The organism is Acinetobacter sp. SA01, assembly GCF_011319235.1.
GTDB lineage: Bacteria > Pseudomonadota > Gammaproteobacteria > Pseudomonadales > Moraxellaceae > Acinetobacter.
In genome coordinates this window covers 1-23,839 of the sequence record NZ_WXXM01000028.1, presented here as the reverse complement: position 1 = coordinate 23,839, position 23,839 = coordinate 1, and the positions used below count along the sequence as shown (strand labels likewise).

Here is a 23,839-nt window from a genome sequence, read left to right as displayed (position 1 = left end):
CACAATAGCGCTTTAATCAATTTGAAGAGAAAGGTCTGATGATTAGCACCTCTGTTGCCGAAGCTGCTCAATGTTTAAAACAGGGACATGTTTTAGCATATCCCACAGAGGCAGTTTGGGGCTTAGGCTGTGATCCTTTTAACGAACAAGCGTTCCTGGAAATTCTACGTTTAAAGCAACGTCCCATTGAAAAAGGGGTAATTCTCCTGGCAGCACAAATTGCACAGGTAGAACATCTGTTAAAACCGCTGACTGCGGAAATGCGCCAACAGGTCATTGATTCATGGAGTCATCGCTCTCCGACTGAGCGTGCAACCACCTGGCTGTTACCTGCAGGTAACCATATTCCGGCATGGATTAAAGGCAACCATCCCAAAGTAGCGGTGCGGGTCACTACCCACCCCTTATGTGTCGCACTGTGCAATGCCTTTAACGGTTTTATTGTCTCGACCAGTGCCAATCCTGCAGGAGAAAACCCTGCCCGCTCCCTTCAGGAAGCCAGCCAATATTTTTCCAGCCAAGTAGATTATTTAAATGGCGATTTAGGTTTAAGCAAAGAACCTAGCCGTATTGTGGATGCTGAAACAGGTGAAGTGATCCGCGCTTAATACGGATCATTTTGATATAATACGGGCTGAATATTATTTTCAGGCAAAAAAAAGCTCAACCATATAGGGATGGTTGAGCATAAAAAGGATGTGCATAAATCACATCCAGAGGGTATGTAAATCTAGTTGCGAAGGTTTAAAAATTGTTAAGAATAACTTAAACATTCACGATATAAATATTATGTAATAATTAATTTCTTTATACAAATATATTATTTATCTTAAAAGACAGCTAAAAACTATCAAATATTTATCACTTTTTATTAATAATTTAAATTATCTCACTATTTTTTAATTATCTTTTAGCTAAATATCCATTTTAAATACTTTTTTAAAACCACGACTCAGACTTTATTTCCATAAAAATTAATGATAAAACCAGTTTATTTGTCTGTTTTTTAATCTGTTGTTTTTACATTTATGCATTTAATTTTGCTGTTGTTACCACCCGATCTTTCTTTTGAGCCAATAAAATACCCAATAAAATGATCAGACCACCGATGCTGTGATACATGGTCCATGCTTCACCTAACCACAGATTGGCAATAATGGCCGTACAGACTGGCATTAAATTCATAAAAATACTGGTTCGGTTCGGGCCGATCATCTGTACCGCCAGCATCCAGACCAAGGGTGCAATCAAAGAGGGAAAAATACCGGCATACAGCACACTGCTTACATTGTGTTGATCAATTGCATCCAGCCCCAAATATAAAACGAAGGGCAAATGGTAAAGCAGGGCAAAAATAATCTGAACATAAAGACTGATCAGCAAGGGAATCTGCAGTTGCCATTTTTTCAGGAAAACGCCATAAAACGCATAAAAAAATACCGCCAGTACCATCATGATATCGCCCGGATGTCCACCAGATTGCAGCAGATGGGTAAAATTTCCCTGAGCCATGACATAAAGCAAACCGGCAAAAGACAGCATGCTGCCTACAACGGCAAAACGGTTAGGCATATCCTTCAGCATGAGCATGGACACAAAAATGGTAAATACCGGAATAAAGGCATTGATAATGCCCATGTTAGTCGCAGTGGTATAATGCGCTGCGCTATAGCCCAACCCTTGATACAGCACCATACCAAAAGCACCAAGAACGGCGAGCTGCTTCCAGTGTGTCAAAACTAGCTGACGTTCACGCCAGACCTTGCCCAGCATAAACGGGGTTAAGACGATAAAAGCTACCAGCCAGCGATAGAAACTGATGCTAACCGGAGAAATATAGTCCGCCACATAACGGGTTACAGTAATGTTCATCGACCAGATTAAAACTGCAAGTAATGGCAAAACAAATGCCCACCAGACTGTTTTGTGTTGCTGTGTCATGCCCTGTACCCTGCTTGAATGTTCAGTTTTTATTTTTACTGAAGTCTGAAATAATTAGAATATCGAATTTCAGACATTAATACTGCGCTCAGGACACTGAAGCATTGGGTTGTGACGATTGAAATGACACCCAAGATCTTTCAGGCATGAATATACGCATACATAAAAATCAAGGATATTCACATGCTCCAGCAGATTCAAAACTATATAGAAGTGGATGAATTCTTTTATCAGAAAGATGAAATTATTGCGCCACACAGTTCATTATGGGGTGATTTCAATTTTAGTCTGAATGGTATTTTGGAATATGAAATTGAAGGACAAATTTATCTGTCACCACCCAATTATGGTCTGTGGCTCCCTCCACAAACAGCACATACTTCTATCGCACTAGATGAAAAAATCACCCACTATGTCTGTATTCGAGTACATCCTTGCTTATGTCAGCATTTTGCACCTTGCACCAAAACCTTAAGTATTCGCCCCTTTCTTCGGCATTTGGTGCATGAGATCTTAGAGCAAAAACAGCAGGGTATAACCACACTACATTATCAGCATTTATTACTGGTACTGATGGATCAACTAAAAACTGCAGTGGCATATGATCACTATTTACCGCAAACCAACCATGTTTTGCTTAAGCCGCTATTACAGCAATTGGCCAATCCACAGCTATTTCACAAGAGTTTGCAGCAACTTCTCAGCGGCTCGCCTATGAGCGAACGACATTTACTGCGCTTGAGCCAGCAAGAATTACAATTGAGCTTATCGGAATGGCGCAATCGGGCTAAAATTTTATATGCAATCGCTCAAATTCGCCAAGGCAAGACAGTGAAAAAATTGGCCTATGAGCTAGGTTATCAGCACAGTTCCAGCTTTATTGAGTTTTTTAAACGCTATACCGAACAAACACCTGCACAACTGCGTGATATCTAATACTTACATGAACTTAAATAACTGCTTTGCAATTTGCAGCAGCTTAACAACAAAAATGCCCTAGTCAGGGGCTAAAGTCCTATGCCATTTTGATGACAGCACTCTATTAAAGGGAGTCTCTCTAGAAGATACTGCTTAACTTTTTAATGTTTTTTAAATAGTTAGGTCTGATGTTGTCATTGGATCTATAAGGATGCGATATGAAAACCACCTTACTGGCTTCACTCTGCGTTGCTGCTGTGGCCTTAACGGCCTGTGATAAAAAACCAAATGAAACACCCGCATCGTCAGCAGCTACCAGCGCTTCCCCTGCAAGTACACAACCTGCAACCGCAGCACTGAGTACAAACAATATCAAAGATATTAAAAATGATTTAATTGAAATCCAGACGCTCTCCCAAAATCGTTCCAAAGAGGCTTTAGACTTGCAAAATAAAGCCAACCAGGCTGTGCAAAAAAATGATAAAGCCGCACTAAATACGATCATTGCAGAAATGAAAACCTATATTGCGAACTTTAACCGGGATCTGGATGCTTTAGCCCTAAAAAGTACCGAGCTAGACAAAGTACGTGGCAAAATTAAAGAATCCAATAATCTGGGTATCGAACTTTCTGAAGAAAGTATTGCCGAAAAACCGGATATGAAAAAAATTGCTGAACTGCGAGACCGGGCAACGCAATTGCAAAAAGAACTGGTCGCCGACATGCAGGCTCTGGAAAACAAAGTCAAAACCGCACAATAATGTATTGCATGATACAAACAGGTCGATTGGCCTGTTTTTATTTACCCTGCATGAAAGATTTCTATCCAGATCTCAATAAAGACTTGTCGATCGACACAATAAGCTTTAAAACAAAGCAGTCATTCAAATTCAAATATTCAAGGACTTTCTCATGAGCCAATCTGTTTATGATATTCCGGTCAAGACCATTGCCGGACAGGACATCACCTTAAATCAATATACAGGCAAAGTATTGCTGTTGGTGAATGTCGCCTCTAAATGCGGTTTAACCCCGCAATATGAAGGTTTAGAAAAACTGTATAAAGAAAAGAAAGACCAAGGACTGGAAATTTTAGGTTTTCCTGCCAATAATTTCCTGGCTCAGGAACCGGGTTCTGATGCAGAAATCCAGGAATTTTGTTCTTTAAATTATCAGGTGGATTTTGCGCTATTTTCTAAAATTTCGGTAGCAGGTGAAGATAAGCATCCACTTTATCAAACCCTGACTCAGGCCATTCCTGAACGTATTGGCGAAGGACCTTGGTGGAAAGATCTGGTTGATTATGGACTGACTCCAAATGAGCCGCCTGAAGTGTTATGGAACTTTGAAAAATTCCTGATTAATAAAAAAGGGGAAGTGGTAGCCCGCTTTGCCCCGGACATCACAGCCGATGATCCGCGTATTGTTGATGCGATTAATGCTGAACTTGCCAAATAAAAGTATGCTCTAAACCGGCCGGCTTAGCGTGTTTAATTCAGGCTGAAGTCGGCTTTATTTTTCTCTAATCATTTTAACTTTCAAAAAACTGTCCAAACATGAAATCTGTTAAAAATGGCCAGAACCTGGCGAACGTCAGGCTATTTCTACCCCCGGTTTTTATCATCATATCGGTGCAACAACCAGCCGCATGAATGAGATGCCAGTCCAAATCATCACCAGACAAAATACGCTACTGACGAATAATGAAAGCCGATTGCCCTAGCACTTTGAAAATTCCCGATCAGCCAGCAAAGGGACATCGGAGCTGGTTGTCCCCAGAAATTAGCAGATTCAAATCAAGGAAGGAATTCAGAGAGTTGCATGCCATTCATGCTTCAGAGCAGGCGGCAAATTACATTTATACAATAGATTATTCACCCTTTCTCTTTAACTTAGAGGTGAAATAAAAATATCGGCTGACAGCTATTTTTAATATAGGTAAACCCATGAAAAAACTAGTACATGCTGGACTCTTTGCTTTAACCACTGCTGTGCTTGTAGCACCTGCAGCAATCGCTGCACCACCTGCTCATGCCCATGAAAATAACAACCATGCCCAAAATATGCATCCGGGTGACACACATGGCCAACAGCACGCTGAACAGCGTCATCATGAAGTCATACAAGATCGGGTTTTAAAACCATCCCGCGACTGGAAAGCCGGTCAAGCCCTGCCTTCACATTATTATGGTAAAGGCTACGCAATTGATCATAAACGTTATAAAAATCTGAGCAAACCGGGCAAAAATCAGCGCTGGATTCGCGTCAATGGCGACTATGTACTGATTAACACGCTCAATCACAGTATTGTGAAAATTATGACAAATTGAGCTTAGTCATTTATGTAAAGTTAAGAGCGCTGCAGCGCTCTTTTTTAATAACTCAAGCACTTATATTCAAAATATTTGTTATCACTTTGCAACAATTAGTTTTTTCTCCACATTCTGTCCCTATATTGTGAGGTATTGATTGAAGCTGAAATGAAAGAGATATGAAAAAATTCATCCAAAATGCGGTTTCTCCTTTTGTGATGTTTAGTGCGGGCCTTTTGCTGATTGGTTGTGAACAAGCCAGTACACCGGATTCAACTGAAAATGAAACATCCAGCGAAGTCTCCGAACAGGTCTCTACCCCGTCAGCTACAGAAGCCTCAGCTAATAAAACCGAACTGAAAAGCGGAAACATGTTTTATATTGTCCGCGATGTTGCCGATATGCAATTGAAAACCGGTGACTATATTGAACAGCTCAAACAGAGCCAATCGGATTTAGAAGCGGCTGTTTCCAATCATGATCAGCAGCAATTACAAAGCACTGCAGAATCCTTAAAAGCCCAGTTAAAAGGTTTTGATCAGGCACTCAGCAGCTTGAACCTGAAAAGTCAGGAAATTGATTCGATTCGTCAAAATCTGATGCAGGCCAATCAGCAAGTGCTAGCCACCCCGTTTTTAAATGGCGAGATCGACTTGACTCAGGTCGATTTCAAGAAAATTGAACAACAAATGGGTACGATCCAGACGGAAATGATTAAACTGGCCGGGATGATGATTCCTGAAGGTCAGCATGGTTCAAGTGAATCAGATCAGGAAGGTTAATTCTCCTATAGAGAAAGCCTCTAAAAATAAAGACCAATTCAGCAGTCCTGTAGAATTGGTCTGTTTAAATTGAAGATTAAAGTCTCATATCAATCACGATACGACCATCAATTTTACCCTGCTCCATACGCTCAAAAATATCGTTAATATTCTCAAGCGGTTCAACATGGATATGCGCCTTGACCTTGCCGCGCGCTGCAATATCCAGTGCTTCTTTCAAGTCCAGACGCGTTCCGACAATCGAGCCGCGCACGGTAATCCCTTCCAGCACCATATTAAAAATCGACAAATCAAAGGTTCCCGCTGGCAAACCGTTTAAAACCATAGTGCCACCACGACGAACAATTGCCACAGCCTGTTCAAATGCCTTTGGCGATACCGCAGTCACCAAAACACCATGACAACCCTCACCCGTGGCTTTCATGACTTCTTCATTGACATCCACCTTCAGGGCATTAATGGTCACATCGGCACCCAAGTTTTTGGCCAATTCCAGTTTAGAATCATCCACATCAATTGCCACCACATTAAAGCCCATGGTCTTGGCATACTGAATTGCCACATGACCTAGACCACCAATCCCAGAAATGGCCACCCAATCTCCAGTTTTGGCCTCAGTCATTTTTAAGCCTTTATAGACTGTCACGCCAGCACACAGAATTGGAGCAATTTCCAGCAAATCGACACCTTCAGGAATCACGCCGACGTAGTCACCATCTGCCAGGCAATATTCAGCAAAACTGCCATTCACTGAATAACCCGAATTTTGCTGTTTCTTGCACAAGGTTTCCCAGCCAGCATAGCAATGATCGCAATGACCACATGCAGAATACAGCCACGGAACACCTACAATATCACCCACCTTTAAATGCTCTACACCCTCACCGACCTCAATGACTTCACCCACGCCTTCATGGCCGGGAACAAAAGGTAAAGTCGGTTTTACCGGCCAATCCCCATGCATGGCATGCAGATCGGTATGACAAACACCTGTTGCAATAATTTTCACCAGTACTTTGCCCGGACTGATTTTCGGAATTTCCAGTTCTTGTATTTGCAGCGGCTGGTTAAATGCCTTAACCACCGCGGCTTTCATTGTATTCGCCATATTGATGTTCTCCATATTACGCATACTGAGAAGACTCTTGTTAGAGGAGCCACAGCTCTACTATATCGAACAATAAATCATCAAAATGAGTGGATTTGTATCGGATTTGATCACTTTAGATGTGCTTGCCGTTCAGCAGTACAAGGGGTGCCGGCTCTAAAATAATTGTTTCTTATTTTGAAGCTTGAAGCTGATTTGAAAAAAATCCCTGGTAAGACTATAAACAACAGCAAGGCATAGCCGATCTTGCTAAAGTCGGGATTCAGGCAACGGATAAGAACTAGACATGTCGCGTTTAACTCAGATTTTTAATGAGATTTATAGAGAGTAAACATAATTATTAAGGGTAATTTTTCCATCTTAGCAACGAGGTTCATTCTTACCGACTCATAGATTTTACTGTACACGCCATTGTTTAAAAGCAGCCTGCATCGCTTGTTTTTCTTTAGATGAGGCTAAACGGCTTTCCATAGCAGAAAAATCACCCTTATATGCAGAAGCAACCATGGATTTTGCCAGTTCCTCAATACTCTTCCGACCGTACTGTTTATAAACCAGGATTTCATCTTGCGTTAAAATCAGGTCCCAGCAGGATACGACCGAGCTCATATCCACTGCAATGCTGAGATAATAATGCTCAAAGTCTTGGTAAAGTTCCCAAAAGTGCGGTTCATGTTCGATAAGGTTCATCTAAAACCATAAGCGTTCAAAGTAGATACATTTAATCTATACCCAATACCTGCTTATAAGATATGCAACTTTAGATATTATTTCTGCATTGTTGAAATGAAATAAAATTTATTGGCTTGAAATATCCCGGCAAAAGCCAATTTTCCGGAAGTAAAAACATGCGCATGGGTAATCTAAAAAGGTCGAGATACCAAGTTTGAATGAAGAGGGAAATGAGAGACTTTTAAGCTAAACATTTATTGACACTGCTCTGTGTTCTATTTTCACTGTATATAATTAATATTTTTTATAAAAAACGTTAGCCACTCCTCATTTTTTCTATTATATGTATAAATAGCAAACACAGAAAAATATTTTATAACATGAAAAAAATGATTCTAGTGGTGGTCTGTTTAGCAATAATGGCGTATGGCGTGTTGCATTTCCTCCTGCCTAAAAAAGCTATGCCACGCTTAAATCAATTTTTTTCTCACCCCATCAAAGATGTGCAACTGATTCAAGACTGGCTCAAACATAATCAACAACAGCAGTTGTTATTGGTTGATGTGATCCAACCGGTCAGCCCAAAGCAAACTGGTCCTTATGTTGAATACATCAAACAACGAATTGAATTGAATCAACAAAATATTCAACGTATTAAGCTCAGTCACTACAAAAGCAAAGCATTTAAAGAAATTCAACAACTGGAAATTCATACCTTGCAACAATGGAATAATCTCTATCAAAGCAATATTGTTGATGCTTTTGAACAGCAGCAACGTTTTTTAGATTTGCCCATGAAAGAATTGCAACAACTGGACACTGAAGCACGTTACGCACTTCAACAACAAGAAATGAGCGTATTGCAACGGCTACAGCAGTTGGTCCAGCAAAACAGTGATTATGTTGCAGATATTGACCACAGCCTGCTTGGCGACTGGCTTGACTACCATTTGATGCAACATGAAATTCACCCAATCATTGTCAAAGGGCAAAATCCTTCCTCCACTGCCCCAGGTAATCGTTTAGAAGCATTACAAGATTTGCAACTGTATAAACGTTTTCAGCCAAATACGGATGAATATAAATACATCATGGCGCTTTCAACTCAGCTTTGGCATGTTGAATATCCCGCTTCATCCAATCTAGCCACAGCAAACCCGCAACCGATTTCATATGCTGATCAATCCGGAGAAGAAATTATCGTTCCGGAAGATACACCCAAAGCTGAAAAATTAAAGCAACTGATTAAGGCACAAGATGACAAAGTGAGTGATATGTTGTTCGGTCAACTCAGACAGGCTTTCTTTAAAGAAAAATAGAATTAAATATAGAAAATTTAAAAATAAAAAAACCACCCTTTCGGGTGGTTTTTCAATCTTAAACCGTATCTTATTGAGCGCGGTTTTTGATTTTGCGGATGGTTTCCAGCTGTGCAGCAGTTTCTGCAAGAGCAGCAAGCGCAGCAGCAGAGTCCAAGTCGCTCTTTTGATTTGCTAGCAATTGTTCAGCTTGTTTACGAGCTTCAATAATTGCTGCTTCATCAAGGTTGTCAGCACGTACTGCAGTGTCTGCAAGTACTGTAACAACGTGCGGTTGAACTTCAAGTACACCACCAGATACATAGATTAACTCTTCTGTACCATTTTCAAGCAGAACGCGGATTGCGCCCGGCTTGAGTAAAGTTACCAGCGGAGCATGGCCAGGCATAATACCCAACTCACCGCCAGCACCTTTAGCAATTAGCATAGTTACAGTGCCTGAGTACAAAGACTCTTTAACACTTACAACGTCACATTGCATAGTCGCCATGAGAATCTCCTAAATTAGGTAGCTAATTAAAGTTTCTCGGCTTTAGCAATCACTTCGTCAATACCACCAACCATATAGAACGCTTGTTCTGGGATGTGATCGTATTCACCAGCTAGAAGACCTTTAAAGCCACGAATTGTTTCTTTAAGCGGTACAAGTTTACCAGGAGCACCAGTAAACACTTCAGCTACGTGGAACGGTTGAGAGAAGAAACGTTGGATCTTACGTGCACGGTATACAGTAAGTTTGTCTTCTTCAGCCAATTCGTCCATACCAAGAATCGCGATGATGTCTTTCAATTCTTTATAACGTTGAAGAACGTTTTGAACTGAACGAGCAATTTCGTAATGCTCAGCACCCACAACTAATGGATCTAACTGACGTGAAGTAGAGTCAAGTGGATCGATCGCTGGGTAAATACCAGAAGATGCGATGTCACGGCTCAATACTACAGTTGCGTCCAAGTGAGCGAAGGTAGTAGCAGGCGATGGATCTGTTAAGTCATCGGCAGGTACGTATACCGCTTGGATTGACGTAATAGAACCAGACTTAGTCGATGTAATACGTTCTTGCAGAACACCCATCTCTTCTGCAAGAGTCGGTTGGTAACCTACTGCAGATGGCATACGACCTAGAAGTGCTGATACTTCAGTACCTGCCAGTGTATAACGGTAGATGTTGTCTACGAACAATAGTACGTCACGGCCTTTACCGTTTTCGTCTTTCTCGTCACGGAAGTACTCAGCCATAGTCAAACCAGTCAACGCTACGCGTAAACGGTTACCCGGTGGCTCGTTCATCTGACCGTAAACCATCGCTACTTTGTCAAGTACGTTAGAGTCTTTCATCTCGTGATAGAAGTCGTTACCTTCACGGGTACGCTCACCAACACCAGCAAACACAGATAAACCTGAGTGCGCTTTAGCGATGTTGTTGATCAACTCCATCATGTTTACAGTTTTACCAACACCGGCACCACCGAACAGACCAACTTTACCACCTTTAGCGAACGGGCAAAGTAAGTCGATGACTTTAATACCAGTTTCTAAAAGGTCAGTAGAAGCTGCTTGTTCAGCATAAGAAGGTGCTTGACGGTGAATCGGCAAACGTTCTTCAGTGGCAACTGGACCAGCTTCGTCGATAGGGCGACCAAGAACGTCCATGATACGACCTAAACATGCAGTACCTACAGGTACAGAGATAGGCGCGCCAGTGTTAGTTACGTTCAAACCACGCTTAAGGCCTTCAGTAGAACCCATTGCAATAGTACGAACTACGCCATCACCAAGTTGTTGCTGAACTTCTAATGTAGTTTCAGTGCCATCAACGTGGAGAGCGTCATAGATCTTAGGAACGCTGTTACGTTCAAACTCGACGTCGATAACCGCGCCGATGATCTGAATGATACGACCGCTACTCATTGCTGTCTCCTCAATTCAAACTAATAATGTTAAACGGCAGCGGCACCACCAACGATCTCAGAAATTTCCTGAGTAATCGCGGCTTGACGCAGCTTGTTATAAATAAGTTGTAGGCTCTTGATCAGCTCACCCGCGTTATCCGTTGCAGCTTTCATTGCAACCATACGTGCAGACTGTTCACACGCGATGTTTTCAATCACGCCTTGATAAACCATAGACTCGATGTAACGAACCAATAAACCATTTAAAAGCTCTTCAGCTTCTGGTTCATAGATATAGTCCCAACCGTATTGACGGTTCAAACCTTCGCTTTCTTCAGCAGCTGCTAAAGGAACGAGCTGTTCGATCTTTTGGTTTTGAGTCATGGCATTGACAAAGCCGTTTGACACCAGATAAATACGATCTAACTCGCCTTTATCGTAAGCGTCCAACATCACCTGTACAGAACCAGTTAACTGTTCAAGACTTGGCGCATCACCTACGTTTGTAGTTGCACCAAGCACTTTACCGCCGTAGTTTTTAAAAAACGAAACCGCTTTTTGACCAATTAAAGCAAATTGAACTTCAATTGACTGCTCTTGTTGCTGTTGGACGTGTTTAACCACTTTCTTGAACAAGTTAATGTTCAAACCACCAGCAAGGCCGCGATCTGATGACACAATGATATAGCCAACGCGCTTAACCGGGCGTTCAACCATATAACGGTGCTTGTATTCAGGGTTCGCTTGGACCAAGTGAGCAATTACACGGTGCATATTTTCGGCATACGGACGGCCTTGAGCCATGCGCTCTTGCGCACGACGCATCTTAGAAGCTGCTACCATCTGCATCGCGCGAGTAATTTTCTGCGTGCTTTTGATACTAGCTACTTTGGCGCGAATTTCTTTTAAATTTGCCATACGCTTAACCTAGTATTCGAAGGCTCTTTCGAGCCCTCGAAGGTTGATTCCGTGAACCAAACCAACACTAATCTAGCAAGTTGCTAAATTAGTAAGTTTGAGTCGCTTTGAACTTTTCAATACCAGCTTTGAATTCAGCTTCGATATCTTTGTCCCAAGCACCAGTCTCGTCAATTTTTTGCATTACTGCAGCATGTTCTGAACGGAAGTAAGCAATTAACGCAGCATCAAATGCAACGATTTTCTTCACTTCAACGTCAGCCATGTAGCCTTCGTTAGATGCATAAATTGAAACAGCCTGATCAGCAATTGAGTAAGGAGCATATTGTTTTTGCTTCATTAACTCAGTTACACGTTGACCATGTTCAAGTTGCTTACGAGTTGCTTCGTCAAGGTCAGAAGCGAACTGAGCAAACGCTGCCAATTCACGATATTGCGCCAAAGCGGTACGGATACCACCAGACAATTTCTTGATGATCTTGGTTTGAGCAGAACCACCAACACGAGATACAGAGATACCCGCGTTCACAGCAGGACGGATACCTGCGTTGAACAATGATGTTTCAAGGAAGATCTGACCATCAGTAATCGAAATTACGTTGGTTGGTACGAATGCAGATACGTCACCGGCTTGAGTTTCAATAATCGGCAATGCAGTTAATGAACCAGTTTGGCCTTTAACTTCACCGTTAGTGAATTTCTCAACGTAGTCAGCAGATACACGAGAAGCACGTTCAAGTAAACGGCTGTGTAAATAGAATACGTCACCAGGATATGCTTCACGACCTGGTGGACGACGTAAAAGCAATGAAATTTGACGGTAAGCAACAGCTTGTTTAGACAAGTCATCATAAATGATAAGCGCGTCTTCACCGCGGTCACGGAAGTACTCACCCATTGTACAGCCAGCATAAGGAGCTAGATACTGCATTGCTGCAGGATCAGCTGCAGCTGCAGCTACAACAGTTGTGTACGCCATAGCGCCAGTTTCTTCAAGCTTGCGTACTACGTTAGCAATAGTCGATTGTTTTTGACCAATAGCTACGTATACACATTTAATGCCAGAGTTTTTCTGAGCGATGATCGCATCGATCGCCATTGCTGTTTTACCAGTTTGACGGTCACCAATGATCAACTCACGTTGACCACGGCCTACAGGGATCATTGTATCTACTGATTTATAACCAGTTTGTACAGGTTCATCCACTGATTGACGCCAAATTACACCTGGTGCTACTTTTTCAACAGCATCAGTAAGTTTTGCATCAATAGGGCCTTTACCATCAATCGGGTTACCCAAAGCATCTACTACACGGCCTAAAAGTTCTGGACCAACCGGAACTTCTAATACACGACCTGTGCAACGCGCTTTTTGACCTTCTTGAAGGCTTAAGTAGTTACCTAAGACAACGGCACCCACTGAATCCTGTTCTAGGTTCAGTGCCATACCAAATAAGCCGCCGTCGAATTCGATCATTTCACCGTACATTGCATCAGCAAGGCCGTGAATACGCACAATACCGTCGGAAACCATAACAATGGTCCCTTCGTTCTTAGCGGTCGCGCTGGTGTCCAGATCGCCGATACGCTGTTTAATGAGCGCACTGATCTCGGATGGATTCAGTTGTTGCATTGCGCTATACCTCAATCTTTTTAAAGTTCAGTCTTCTTTTACGCAGTAATTTTTTATAAATAATTACGCAAGAAGACGAGTCCGCATTTTTTCAAGCTTGTTAAGCGCAGAATCATCTATCACTTGGTCGCCTGCACGAATAACTACACCAGCAATTAATTCTGGTTTAACTTCTACAGAAACATTTACCGCAGCGTTAAAGCGTTTTTTCAACGCATCTGCAAGTAGTTGTTCTTGTGTAGAAGACAATGGGAATGCTGATTCAATCACAACATCCACAGTGTTGTTATTCTGTGATTTGAGCTGTTCGTATTCTGTTTCAATTTCAGGAAGAAGAGTCAAACGGTCATTTTCAGCAAGCAATGTCAAAAAGTTTGACACTGCTGCGGTTTGATCTTCACCTAAAACTTTAGCAAAAACACTTACCTGCTCTGCAGGAGTAAGCTCAGGGCGATTTAAGTAAGCTGAAAATGCTTCGTCTTGCACCGCAGCACTGAGCAAAGTTAATGCATTTGACCAAGCGTCAGTTGCACCTTGCTCAGAAGCGTAAGCAAATGCTGCTTTAGCGTATGGGCGTGCCAACGTCAAGAGTTCAGCCATAATCCGCCTCTCTTAAAGTTTAGCAGCCAGCTGAGTCAGCATGGCATTGTGAGCTTCTGCGTCAACTTGCTGGGTCAGAATTTTTTCTGCACCAATCACTGCAAGAGCAGCAACTTGTTGACGTAATTCTTCGCGGGCAGCATTGATTTCAGTATCAACAGCTTCTTTCGCTTGTTGACGAATACGCTCACCTTCAGCAGCTGCTTGAGTACGCGCTTCTTCTACCAATTGCGCACCGCGACGGTTCGCTTGTTCGATCAATTGAGCCGCTTGTGCTTTAGCTGCATCTAATTCAGCTTTCACTTGAGCTTGCGCATCGGCAAGGTCAGCTTTCGCTTTTTCAGCAGCGTTTAAGCCATCAGCGATTTTACGCTGACGCTCACTAATCGCATTGATTAGTGGTGGCCATACAAACTTCATGCAGAATGCGACGAAAATCGCAAATGCAATCGCTTGGCCAATCAATGTGAGGTTGATATTCATTGCTATTCCTCAATGGTTTAATTTAGGAATTAAGCTGATTAACCTACAAATGGATTAGCGAAGATGAAGAACAAGCCAATACCAACACCGATCATAGGCACAGCATCAAGAAGACCCGCGATTAAGAACATACGAGTTTGAAGTTGTGGAGCCAATTCTGGTTGACGAGCAACAGCTTCAAGGAAGCGACCGCCTAAAAGACCAAAACCAATCGCAGTACCTAAAGCACCGAAAGCGATCAAGATAGCAGATGCAATTGCAACTAGACCTAAAGTGAGTTCCATGATAATTCCTCAGAGGTTAGGTATATACCAAATTAAAGTAAAAAATTAAGCCCAACCATCCTTTTGACAGTCAGGCAATACCATTAATGTTTTTCGCTAGCCATACTCAAGTATACGATAGTCAGCATCATGAAAATGAATGCCTGTAACGTAATAACAAGAATGTGGAAGATCGCCCAAGGCACAGACAACGCCCACTGGATCCAGAACGGTAATAATGCGATGAGGATGAAGATTAACTCACCTGCATACATGTTACCGAAAAGTCGTAGAGCCAATGAAACTGGACGTGCAAGGAATGTTACGAGTTCCAGAATCAAGTTCACTGGAATGAGCAACGCTTTTGCAACTGGGTTACTTGGGTTAAATGGGTTGAGTGCTAACTCGCCGACGAAACCGCCGATGCCCTTTTCACGAATGCTATAGAATAAGATAAGCACAAATACCGACAATGACATACCAAGGGTAACGTTAGGGTCAGTAGATGGAACAATCTTGAAGTAAACGTGATGCGGGTCCATACCAAATACGTTTGAACCAATAATTCCTGCAAGATGCGGGATGAAATCCACTGGAAGTAAATCCATCGCATTCATTAGGAAAATCCACACAAAAATTGTGAGGGCTAAAGGCGCAATTAAGCGTGATTTGCCATGGAAAGTGTCGCGGACACTTGAGTCAACAAACTCGATGATCATTTCGATTGCAGACTGGAACTTGGTAGGAACACCAGCATTTGCAGCTTTCGCTACTAACCAGAACAACAAACAGAAAACCACACCGAGAGTGATAGACCAACCCATTGAATCCAAGTGAATAGCAGTGAACCCCATCTGTTGAGCTTCATCAGCAGTCTCAGCCAATTTCCAAGAACCATCCGGCATTTTGCCATAGGTTAAATTGGTCAAGTGATGCTTGATGTACTCGGTCGAAGTAAGGGCATGTTCTTCAGCAGCCATAAATCACACCTGGTCAATGTCAAATACTAAATAGAGAGAACGAACATCGCGTGCTGCCTGATATCTCGTTCATCTCCTAAAAAACTTTTCAATTTTTTGTTGTGTTTAAACTTATTTCCGGAGTCGTGACGCCCAAAAAGGTGCGACCCACGTCATCGTCTGAACAAGTATAAATCCACAAAACAATGCCACCGCTGACAACGGTTTGACAGTGCTTAAAATTAAAATGAAACCAACAATCACAATTGCAAACTTGCCCATCAAGCCTCTATACATGTTCGAAAGAACCTGTTTTGAAGCTCGCGCACCTGCGGCTCGAAACGATTGCCAAGAAAAATAACAACTTGCAAGCCAACACACCAACGCACCAAGTGCGGCACTGTAAGCTGCAGTTGAGTCTTTCACGACCCACGCTATCAAGGCTGAAACAGGAATCATGCATGCTTGTAAAATGACTAAAGCTTTCGCTAATCGTCGATCAATCATGCGACTAGTTCGGCTCATTATTTATTCACTCACAGCAATCATGCTTGACAAGTTTAGCTGATGATCGTTTTTAATCGCAGGCATTATAGAGTTACACCCCTGAACATGCAATCTTTTCCCGACCTAAGTCGGATTTTTTAATTACATAAATCGCTTTTGAACTCATCCATTACTGTTTAATTTTTGCATTATTTTCGTGCATTTTGTACACACTTATGGGTTTGCTCGGCAAGTTTTTTCCATGCCAGCACAAAGTCCCCTTCCCTGCCCATACTTTCATCGACCGCCTGGAAGGTCACCGGATTCAACTTCTGATACTGGTTTTTGCTGGCATGCCCTTCTGCCAAAAGACACATATTGCGAGCTGGACGGCTATCATTTAAATACTTAATTTGGGCAATCGTCGGTGCAACATGTGGATCATCGGTCAATGCACCAGAAAATTTCAGGTTTAAAGCACGCTCCAGATACTGATAGGCATCATGATATGCCCAATAAGGCTTTACTGTTGCATTGTTATTGTATTGTTGTGCACTCAGTAGCATCTCTTGAGCAAAGCGTTTGGCATTGGCCCAGTAGGCTTCTTTATGTTCGGGTAACTGTTGTGAACGCAGGGCTGCAATAAAAAAGCCGATACGTACGGCATTGTTGGGATCTAGCCACACATGTGTATCGACCGTATTGTTCAACGCCACACCACGAGTAGTACGCTGCGGCAGGGTTTGCACAATACCGGAATCTAAAATCGAAATCGCTTTGGGATTATCAGACAACAGCTTATTCAATGGAGCTTCATGTGCCTTACCCAGCCAGATCACCAGTGAGGCATCCAGAATGGCTTTGCGATGCGCTGGCGTCAGGGTAATGTCATGTCCAGACTGATCCCCCAGTAAGAGCACAGGCTTCTCCACGCCCTGAGTCACTTCCTGAGCAATAAGATAAATGGGATGCGTAGAAACCACCAGACTCTGTGTCCAGCCAAAGCTACTGAAGAGGGCCAGTGCACAAAATGCAAAGAAACGGGACATGAAGAAAATCACCAAATATTCAATAAGTGTTATAATATAACAAATCGACAAAAATACCTATGTTTATCGAAACAGGTATCGCTTCATGTTAAGATTTAATGTCCATTTGTTTTTATAAATTTCGCACTTGAGGTTGGCTATGAGCTTATGTTCGCACGAACATCACAATGCATTACATGGCGTACATGACCATCATAATATAGCAACTCGTCTTGCTGAAGCAGAAAGTCTCTGTGCAACGACTGGCGCACGCTTAACCCCATTACGTAAAGAAGTGCTGGAACTGATTTTAAATGCCAGCGGTCCTATGGGTGCCTATGATTTACTGGCTAAAATCAAGAGTGAATCTGACCGTCCTGCTGCACCACCAACGGTATATCGCACTTTGGACTTTTTACTGGAAAAAGGTTTAATCCATCGTTTAACTTCGATTAATGCCTATATTCCATGTTGTCATCCGCGCGAAGGACATCAGGCAGCATTTTTAATTTGTACCGAATGCAAAAATGTTAAAGAAGCCTCTGCTCAGGGGCTATTAAAACAATTAGATGAACTTTCAGCATCAGATCAATTTACTGCACATCACAGTATTATTGAAATTTCCGGGATATGTCAGCAGTGTCGCAACAAACAGTAACAGTCAATCCCCTAATTGCCCTGAATAAAATCAGTGTGCGGATTGATGACCGTGACATTTTAAAAAATGTGGATTTCGCTTTACACGAGCGAGAAATTGTCACCCTGATCGGTCCGAATGGCGCGGGAAAATCTACCCTGATTAAAGTGCTTTTAGGCATTGTGAAAGCCAATTCAGGAAAAATTCATAGCCATAAAAAACTCAAATTTTCCTATGTGCCGCAAAAGTTTAGTCCATCGCATAGCCTGCCTTTGCGGGTGCGGGATTTATTGGCTTTAGAACACTGCGATGCAGATATCAAGGCAGAAATTATTCGTGATACCGGCATTACCAAATTACAGGATTGTAAGGTTCAGCAACTTTCAGGTGGTGAACGGCAACGGGTATTACTGGCACGGGCTTTACTGCGTTTGCCTGATGTACTAGTACTAGATGAACCGATGCAAGGTCTGGATATTCAGTCCGAGGCTGAACTGTATGAATATGTCAGAAGCCTGCCGATCAAATATGGCTGTGCCGTGTTGATGGTCTCACACGACCTGCAATGGGTCATGCAAGGTACGCATCGCGTCGTGTGTTTAAACAAGCACATCTGCTGTAGCGGCTTGCCGGAAAATGTGCAACAGCACCCTGAATATCAGGCCATTTTCGGTACCAACCGCGTGTTCTATCAGCATCATCATGATCACTGTGCGCATGGTGACAGTGCGACTCCGTGTCAGCATGATCCTCGTCCACATATTCACCCTGAACCGGAAGCTTAAGCCATGATGGAATGGTTACAACTCTTGTTACCTGCATGGACCATGGGAACCCTGTTGGTGTTTCTGACGGCTCCGCTGGGCTGTCTGATGTTATGGCGACGGATGTCTTTTTTTGCCGACACCATGGCACATGGCACTTTATTGGGCGTGGCGATTGCAGGTGCTTTGAGCCTGCCTTTATGGTTGGGCGTGAGCTTTTTGGCTTTTCTATTGGTGGCTATTTTATGGGCACTGCATGACCCTCGCCTGCCCAATGATGCTTTATTGGCTTTATGTTCAGCTACCCTGCTCTGCTCAGGCTTACTGTTTATTCAACATATTCCAAGTTTAAGACCTGAACTGCTCAGCTATTTGTTTGGCGATCTGCTGCAAATTTCCTGGTCAGACTTGCCGATGTTTGCCCTGGTCATTATTGCGGCTTTAGCTGTGTTGTATAAAAACTGGCAAGCACAGATTCAGATTGCGATTGACCCAGATATGGCAGTGAGTGAAGGCGTGAATGCCAAATGGCAACGTCTGGTGTTTATGCTACTGCTGGCCCTGTTTACCGTATTGGCTTTGCGTGCGGTCGGTTCATTGTTGATGGGCGCTTTACTGGTGATTCCGGCATTAACAGCGCGTTTGTTGGCAAACTCGCCGAAACAGATGGTGGTTTGGGCTTTTGTGATTGCACAAATCGGGATTAGTGTCGGGCTATGGTCCAGCGCAGGACTCGATACCTCTACCGGCCTGACCATTGTCCTGACTATGGCAATTTTATTTGCGGTGATTTTTACCGTACAAAAGTTCAAGAAGCTGAGCTAAGGTGATGACCGGCAAGCGATACTTTATTAGTGCTTGTCTGCTTGGACAAAAAGTTCGTTACGATGGACAAGATTGTTTAGTCAGGGAATTAGTTTCAGATTTAATACCTGATCAATATGTGAGTTTATGTCCTGAGATCAGTGGCGGACTGCCTACCCCTCGCCCGCCTGCTGAAATTCAGAATGCATCAGGTAGAGATGTTCTGAACAATCATGCGACTGTAATAGATCGAGAAGGCATGAATGTTTCTGATGCCTTTATTCAAGGAGCTTATGCAGCCTTAGCCTTGGCGCAAGAACATCAGGTTACTCATGCCATCCTGAAAGCAAATAGTCCATCCTGTGGCAGTGACTTGATTTATGATGGAACATTTACAGGACATAAAATTCAGGGTGAAGGCGTAACCGCCGCGCTGTTTAGGAAACAGGGTATTGTGGTATTAACTGAACATGAATTCCTTCAGGCTTTAAAACTGACTAAACGCTGATACATTTCAACTTTATCCAGGCAATAGTTTTTTATTCTAGCCAAAGCTTCAAACGGCTTTTATACTGTTCAAATAAAAAACAAAATAAGTTTCCCAATGAATATTCACACCTTCGAACTATGGGCACGTTATCATCTTTGGGCCACCCATCGCTTAAGCATATCTCTACACGCTGTTTCTGATGAAGATTTTTTGAAAGATTATGGTCTGTTCTTAAAAAGTATTTTGGGCACACTGAACCACTTGCTTGTTGCTGAACATGAACTTTGGTTTTCTCGTTTTTCTAAAGGGGAATCACCCGCTATCGCCTTAAACAGTGTGATTGAGACCGACCGTCATCGATTATTAGAACGGCTGCTTCAAAGTGCTGGGCAGTGGCAGATTTGATACAAGAGCTAAACCAGGAAGCTTTAGATGGCGTGCTGCATTACCGGAATACACGGAGCCAAGACATGAGCCTACCTTATGCAGCGACACTGATGCATGTGTTCAATCATGCTACCCATCATCGCGGACAAATCACGGCTGCAATGACGGCTCTGGGTTATGCTTCACCGGAACTGGATATGCTATTTATGCTGATGGAAGAACAACAGGCTGCGACTTAATCCATTCTCATTTTATTGATGTACCAAACTTAATAACGTTGCTGCACAGGCAAACAATACCGCAAAGGTCCGGTTCATATATTTCTGCTGTTTCGGCGATTTTAGTAATCGTAAAACTTTGGCGGCCAAGCCGGTATAGCCCGCCATCACGATTAGATCAATCGTCACCATGGTGACTGCCATAATCAGATACTGAATCCATTGTGGTTTAGACAAATCCAGAAACTGTGGCAACACGGCAAGTAAAAACACAATCGCTTTCGGGTTGCTCATATTGACCAAGAAGCCATATAAGACTAATTTAGGAATCGATTTAGTCGGTTGTTCCTGTTGAATCTCAATGGCCTGTGCGGGTGCTGTCCATTGCAGGTATGCCAAATACAAGAGATACGCCACGCCAAACCATTTCACAACCAAAAAAGCCCAAGGTGTCGTGGCAAATAGTACCCCTACCCCAGCTGCCACAATCCCGATTTGCACTAAAAGTGCCAGCTGTAAACCTAAAGCATTCCAGTATCCACGTCGAAAACCATAATTTAAACCGCTCGACATCGAAGCAATTGCACCTGCTCCAGGAGAAATACTGATGACCCAGCATGCCAGCATATAGGCAAGCCAAACTTGGTAAGACATAAAATACAAGAAGATAAAAAGACCGGCTTATTATATGACTTTTCATCTTTTAAAGGGCTTAAAAATCGAAGTGCAAACTCAAGCCTTGGACTATTCACTCAAGCAGTGATGAGGCACAATAAAGCCAGACACGTATTTTATAAAAATTGTTAGGAGCCATGTATGACTGCCCAATCTGTAATTTTACCGTTACCTTCAGATCATGCCCGGTTTATTGTTTTACGTTTAAAAGACTTAACGATTGAAGAGTTAAAAGAAAAACTTGCAGATTTATTTAGCACCCGTGACCGTTTAATCACCCAGCATCCGAATGCACAGATTAAAACAGGCGTCGCTTTTGGTCCAGAGCTTTGGGCAAGACTTTATCATCAAACTCCTGCCGGCTTTAAGCAGTTACAACCAATTCAAGGTTCATTCCAGATGCCTGTTGTCCCTGCTGATCTGCTGATTCATATTGCCAGTGCTCGCGCCGACATCTGCTTTGCCTTAAGCCAGTCATTCTTTGAAGACATTCAAGATAAAGTTGAAGTACTGGATGAACGGGTATGCTTCCGTTATTTCGATGGACGTGACATGACTGGTTTCATCGATGGCACTGAAAATCCGCAATTCCCCGATGATCGTGCCGAAGTCGCTTTACTCGATGAAGATGCCGGAATTTTTGCTGATGGCTCTTTTGTCTTTGCGCAGCGCTATGCACATAACCTGGAAAAATGGAAAAAATTAAAAGTCGATGCACAAGAAAATGTGATGGGTCGAACCAAGTTAGAGTCGATTGAACTGGATGATGAGGTGAAGCCTAAAGATGCCCACATTGCCCGTGTGGTGATTGAGGATGAGAAAGGTGAAGAAATGGAAATTTTACGCCATTCCCTTCCTTATGGCGAAGGTCGAGGTGACCAAGGTTTATTCTTTATTGCTTATACCAAAAACTTAAACATTATCGATCATATGCTGGAACATATGTTTGGTACAGCTGGCGATGGTATTCATGACCGTTTGCTTCACTTTGTGACACCAATGGACGGGGCTTATTACTTTGCACCGAGTGAAGAATTGCTGGAAGAAGTTTTGGAAGGATAAAAATTTCAAAGTAGCTACCTTTGTAGCTACTTTTTTATATAAGAAAAAATCAAATAGTCAGAATTTTCTTAAACCCCTCAAAGCACACCATAGTTCCATAAGGAGGCAAAAGAATTAATTACATACTGTTGTATCTTGACATGCTATCCATCCTGAAGTCGTTCGACCATTTTTATTTGTATATACAATATTTAACCATCTAGAACTCACTTCTTTTATTTTAAATTTATCGCCTTTAATCAAATATCCGATATGTTCTGGGGTAAAATTATTAACATCATTAATAAATGTTTTACGAAGTACTATTCCACTATCAAGATTTCCATTCATCCAATCTTTAAATAACTTTGAATTTAATTCATTTTTTAAGTCACTCTGAGTATAATAAGGAAATTTATATATTATTTTTTTGTGTTTATAATCTATTATATCACCACCACTACCAAAAAAATTAGATAACTTTTCATTTTCCTTACAAAAATTATTTTTATTACACTCATAGGCACGTATCATATAATATTTATTTAAATAATTAAATCTATTTAGTGGGTCTCTATAATCTTCACTATATGAAATCCCAAGAAAAATATTATACTTATCTTTGAAATTGTTAGAAAATATATAATCAATTTTCAGATCATTAGCAGGAACCTCATAAGAATCCATTTTATTTATTTTTTTTCCACAATCACTTATATATACATCCAGTTTATTAACACTCTCTCTGGACTCCACACACTGATAATCATTTAATTTAAATATATTTTTTGCATAAATAGAAGAATTTAATATTATAGACAGAAAAATAAATATTAATTTTTTAAAAAAATAATTCATTTACATGTGCCATATTTAAAAATAAATTTTCTAGCTATCTCTTTTTTAGCTATTTTTCTTTCATTCAATTTCATTTCTCCACCATTTACTAAGTGCGTTATAGAAGTTGTTATACTATCCGAATCAATTTTTATGCTTTCACCTGCTGTAAGACTGACTATTTTTCCATTTTTTTTGTTTTTCCAAAACCAAATCCCTGTCTCTATGGCTACACCATAATTATTTTCTAAAAGATTAGGATTATTAACAATATCTAAACCTGTTCCTTTAGCACAATCTTCATAGCCTATAAAATGGGTTAAGTGTAATAACCCCCTTCCTCTATAATCTCTATTGGGATATTTATCATTTCCATATAAATGAAAACCATATGCAGCATCATTATCGGCTAGATGATTCCAAATATAATTAAGTTTCTGCTGTCTAGTATATCCTCCCATGCCACGTCTCTCAAAACCTAAATTTATTGCCGTTGGAGATATTCTATAAATATTTTCAGGTTTCTTAAAAGTTTTCTTAGGGCGTGTCCTCATTTGGCTTTGCACCAAATAAATATGCAAGCTATACGGATCATAGATTTATAATTGCGTGCTAGTTTATCAAATCGAGTTGCAATAGCACGGAAATGTTTTAATCTCGCAAAAGCATTTT

The 23,839-nt window shown here is 41.7% G+C and carries 30 protein-coding genes and 1 pseudogene; 14 read left to right on the top strand and 17 right to left on the bottom strand.

The window, feature by feature from the left end:
• The first annotated feature begins 38 nt into the window (after positions 1–38).
• Positions 39–608 carry a Sua5/YciO/YrdC/YwlC family protein gene (locus tag GTU69_RS16160; protein ID WP_166172014.1) on the top strand — a complete coding sequence of 190 codons (570 nt, stop codon included), beginning with the start codon at positions 39–41 and terminating at the stop codon, positions 606–608.
• A gap of 418 nt (positions 609–1,026) precedes the next feature.
• Here the strand turns inward: GTU69_RS16160 and GTU69_RS16155 are convergent, their stop codons facing one another.
• On the bottom strand, positions 1,027–1,941 hold the full coding sequence (locus tag GTU69_RS16155) for a DMT family transporter (RefSeq protein ID WP_166172012.1): 915 nt from the start codon (positions 1,939–1,941) through the stop codon (positions 1,027–1,029).
• A gap of 183 nt (positions 1,942–2,124) precedes the next feature.
• Between GTU69_RS16155 and GTU69_RS16150 the strand changes: the two genes are divergently transcribed.
• The 5 genes from GTU69_RS16150 (at position 2,125) to GTU69_RS16130 (ending at position 5,953) form a co-directional block, all read left to right on the top strand.
• Positions 2,125–2,877 (top strand): helix-turn-helix transcriptional regulator, encoded by a 753-nt coding sequence (locus tag GTU69_RS16150; RefSeq protein ID WP_166172009.1) that lies wholly within the window; start codon positions 2,125–2,127, stop codon positions 2,875–2,877.
• Positions 2,878–3,077: 200 nt separating this feature from the next.
• Positions 3,078–3,620 carry a hypothetical protein gene (locus GTU69_RS16145; protein WP_166172007.1) on the top strand — a complete coding sequence of 181 codons (543 nt, stop codon included), beginning with the start codon at positions 3,078–3,080 and terminating at the stop codon, positions 3,618–3,620.
• 151 nt (positions 3,621–3,771) lie between these two features.
• A complete protein-coding gene (locus GTU69_RS16140) occupies positions 3,772–4,317 on the top strand; it encodes a redoxin domain-containing protein (RefSeq protein ID WP_166172005.1) in 546 nt (181 codons plus the stop codon).
• Positions 4,318–4,805: 488 nt separating this feature from the next.
• The gene (locus GTU69_RS16135) at positions 4,806–5,189 is read left to right on the top strand and encodes an RcnB family protein (RefSeq protein ID WP_166172003.1); all 384 of its coding nucleotides are present in this window, start codon (positions 4,806–4,808) and stop codon (positions 5,187–5,189) included.
• Between the two features lie 161 nt (positions 5,190–5,350).
• Positions 5,351–5,953: a hypothetical protein gene (locus tag GTU69_RS16130; RefSeq protein ID WP_166172001.1), complete on the top strand. Its 603-nt coding sequence runs from the start codon at positions 5,351–5,353 to the stop codon at positions 5,951–5,953.
• Between the two features lie 76 nt (positions 5,954–6,029).
• Here the strand turns inward: GTU69_RS16130 and adhP are convergent, their stop codons facing one another.
• Positions 6,030–7,061 (bottom strand): alcohol dehydrogenase AdhP, encoded by a 1,032-nt coding sequence (adhP, locus tag GTU69_RS16125; RefSeq protein ID WP_166171999.1) that lies wholly within the window; start codon positions 7,059–7,061, stop codon positions 6,030–6,032.
• Positions 7,062–7,457: 396 nt separating this feature from the next.
• Positions 7,458–7,751, bottom strand: coding sequence for a hypothetical protein (locus tag GTU69_RS16120; protein ID WP_166171997.1), 294 nt, complete (start codon positions 7,749–7,751; stop codon positions 7,458–7,460).
• 362 nt (positions 7,752–8,113) lie between these two features.
• Here GTU69_RS16120 and GTU69_RS16115 point away from each other — a divergent pair, with 362 nt between their 5' ends.
• Positions 8,114–9,052: a hypothetical protein gene (locus GTU69_RS16115; protein ID WP_166171995.1), complete on the top strand. Its 939-nt coding sequence runs from the start codon at positions 8,114–8,116 to the stop codon at positions 9,050–9,052.
• 70 nt (positions 9,053–9,122) lie between these two features.
• Here the strand turns inward: GTU69_RS16115 and GTU69_RS16110 are convergent, their stop codons facing one another.
• The 10 genes from GTU69_RS16110 to GTU69_RS16065 all read right to left on the bottom strand — a co-directional run bounded on the left by GTU69_RS16110 (position 9,123) and on the right by GTU69_RS16065 (position 17,335).
• Complete coding sequence (locus GTU69_RS16110; RefSeq protein ID WP_086196636.1) at positions 9,123–9,542, bottom strand: F0F1 ATP synthase subunit epsilon; 420 nt, start codon at positions 9,540–9,542, stop codon at positions 9,123–9,125.
• Between the two features lie 26 nt (positions 9,543–9,568).
• A complete protein-coding gene (gene atpD / locus GTU69_RS16105; protein ID WP_086196637.1) occupies positions 9,569–10,963 on the bottom strand; it encodes a F0F1 ATP synthase subunit beta in 1,395 nt (464 codons plus the stop codon).
• 29 nt (positions 10,964–10,992) lie between these two features.
• Positions 10,993–11,862: a F0F1 ATP synthase subunit gamma gene (gene atpG, locus GTU69_RS16100; RefSeq protein ID WP_086196638.1), complete on the bottom strand. Its 870-nt coding sequence runs from the start codon at positions 11,860–11,862 to the stop codon at positions 10,993–10,995.
• An 88-nt stretch (positions 11,863–11,950) separates the two neighbouring features.
• On the bottom strand, positions 11,951–13,495 hold the full coding sequence (gene atpA / locus GTU69_RS16095; RefSeq protein WP_086196639.1) for a F0F1 ATP synthase subunit alpha: 1,545 nt from the start codon (positions 13,493–13,495) through the stop codon (positions 11,951–11,953).
• A gap of 63 nt (positions 13,496–13,558) precedes the next feature.
• Entirely contained in the window at positions 13,559–14,095 is a 537-nt protein-coding gene (locus GTU69_RS16090) for a F0F1 ATP synthase subunit delta (protein WP_166171993.1), read from the bottom strand.
• A 12-nt stretch (positions 14,096–14,107) separates the two neighbouring features.
• Positions 14,108–14,578, bottom strand: a complete 471-nt coding sequence (locus tag GTU69_RS16085; protein WP_086196641.1) for a F0F1 ATP synthase subunit B — start codon at positions 14,576–14,578, stop codon at positions 14,108–14,110.
• A 38-nt stretch (positions 14,579–14,616) separates the two neighbouring features.
• Entirely contained in the window at positions 14,617–14,862 is a 246-nt protein-coding gene (atpE, locus tag GTU69_RS16080; RefSeq protein ID WP_000424060.1) for a F0F1 ATP synthase subunit C, read from the bottom strand.
• An 83-nt stretch (positions 14,863–14,945) separates the two neighbouring features.
• A complete protein-coding gene (gene atpB / locus GTU69_RS16075) occupies positions 14,946–15,821 on the bottom strand; it encodes a F0F1 ATP synthase subunit A (RefSeq protein WP_086176476.1) in 876 nt (291 codons plus the stop codon).
• A 111-nt stretch (positions 15,822–15,932) separates the two neighbouring features.
• Positions 15,933–16,325: an ATP synthase subunit I gene (locus GTU69_RS16070; protein ID WP_092820019.1), complete on the bottom strand. Its 393-nt coding sequence runs from the start codon at positions 16,323–16,325 to the stop codon at positions 15,933–15,935.
• 170 nt (positions 16,326–16,495) lie between these two features.
• Complete coding sequence (locus GTU69_RS16065; RefSeq protein ID WP_166171991.1) at positions 16,496–17,335, bottom strand: zinc ABC transporter substrate-binding protein; 840 nt, start codon at positions 17,333–17,335, stop codon at positions 16,496–16,498.
• Positions 17,336–17,474: 139 nt separating this feature from the next.
• Between GTU69_RS16065 and GTU69_RS16060 the strand changes: the two genes are divergently transcribed.
• The 6 genes from GTU69_RS16060 to GTU69_RS17410 all read left to right on the top strand — a co-directional run bounded on the left by GTU69_RS16060 (position 17,475) and on the right by GTU69_RS17410 (position 20,635).
• Entirely contained in the window at positions 17,475–17,972 is a 498-nt protein-coding gene (locus tag GTU69_RS16060) for a transcriptional repressor (protein WP_086196644.1), read from the top strand.
• Positions 17,945–18,736, top strand: a complete 792-nt coding sequence (znuC, locus tag GTU69_RS16055) for a zinc ABC transporter ATP-binding protein ZnuC (protein ID WP_166171989.1) — start codon at positions 17,945–17,947, stop codon at positions 18,734–18,736. Before GTU69_RS16060 ends, znuC begins: the two co-directional genes overlap by 28 nt.
• A 3-nt stretch (positions 18,737–18,739) precedes the next feature.
• Positions 18,740–19,540: a zinc ABC transporter permease subunit ZnuB gene (znuB, locus tag GTU69_RS16050; protein WP_166171987.1), complete on the top strand. Its 801-nt coding sequence runs from the start codon at positions 18,740–18,742 to the stop codon at positions 19,538–19,540.
• A gap of 4 nt (positions 19,541–19,544) precedes the next feature.
• The gene (locus GTU69_RS16045; RefSeq protein WP_166171985.1) at positions 19,545–20,027 is read left to right on the top strand and encodes a DUF523 domain-containing protein; all 483 of its coding nucleotides are present in this window, start codon (positions 19,545–19,547) and stop codon (positions 20,025–20,027) included.
• Positions 20,028–20,123: 96 nt separating this feature from the next.
• A complete protein-coding gene (locus GTU69_RS17415) occupies positions 20,124–20,414 on the top strand; it encodes a DinB family protein (protein ID WP_346764494.1) in 291 nt (96 codons plus the stop codon).
• Positions 20,402–20,635: a DinB family protein gene (locus GTU69_RS17410; RefSeq protein WP_320159617.1), complete on the top strand. Its 234-nt coding sequence runs from the start codon at positions 20,402–20,404 to the stop codon at positions 20,633–20,635. Before GTU69_RS17415 ends, GTU69_RS17410 begins: the two co-directional genes overlap by 13 nt.
• A 12-nt stretch (positions 20,636–20,647) precedes the next feature.
• Here the strand turns inward: GTU69_RS17410 and GTU69_RS16035 are convergent, their stop codons facing one another.
• Positions 20,648–21,268: a LysE family transporter gene (locus GTU69_RS16035; protein WP_166171983.1), complete on the bottom strand. Its 621-nt coding sequence runs from the start codon at positions 21,266–21,268 to the stop codon at positions 20,648–20,650.
• A gap of 162 nt (positions 21,269–21,430) precedes the next feature.
• Here GTU69_RS16035 and GTU69_RS16030 point away from each other — a divergent pair, with 162 nt between their 5' ends.
• Positions 21,431–22,351, top strand: a complete 921-nt coding sequence (locus tag GTU69_RS16030) for a Dyp-type peroxidase (protein WP_166171981.1) — start codon at positions 21,431–21,433, stop codon at positions 22,349–22,351.
• A 114-nt stretch (positions 22,352–22,465) separates the two neighbouring features.
• On the opposite strand, the gene GTU69_RS16025 is transcribed toward GTU69_RS16030, so the two are convergent.
• From GTU69_RS16025 to GTU69_RS16015, 3 genes and pseudogenes are all read right to left on the bottom strand, one after another.
• Positions 22,466–23,188, bottom strand: coding sequence for a hypothetical protein (locus GTU69_RS16025; RefSeq protein ID WP_166171979.1), 723 nt, complete (start codon positions 23,186–23,188; stop codon positions 22,466–22,468).
• Positions 23,185–23,721, bottom strand: a complete 537-nt coding sequence (locus tag GTU69_RS16020; RefSeq protein ID WP_166171977.1) for a glycoside hydrolase family 19 protein — start codon at positions 23,719–23,721, stop codon at positions 23,185–23,187. Before GTU69_RS16020 ends, GTU69_RS16025 begins: the two co-directional genes overlap by 4 nt.
• A pseudogene (locus GTU69_RS16015) lies at positions 23,718–23,839 on the bottom strand (IS5/IS1182 family transposase); the annotation flags it as partial. The pseudogene GTU69_RS16015 and the gene GTU69_RS16020, both read right to left, overlap by 4 nt.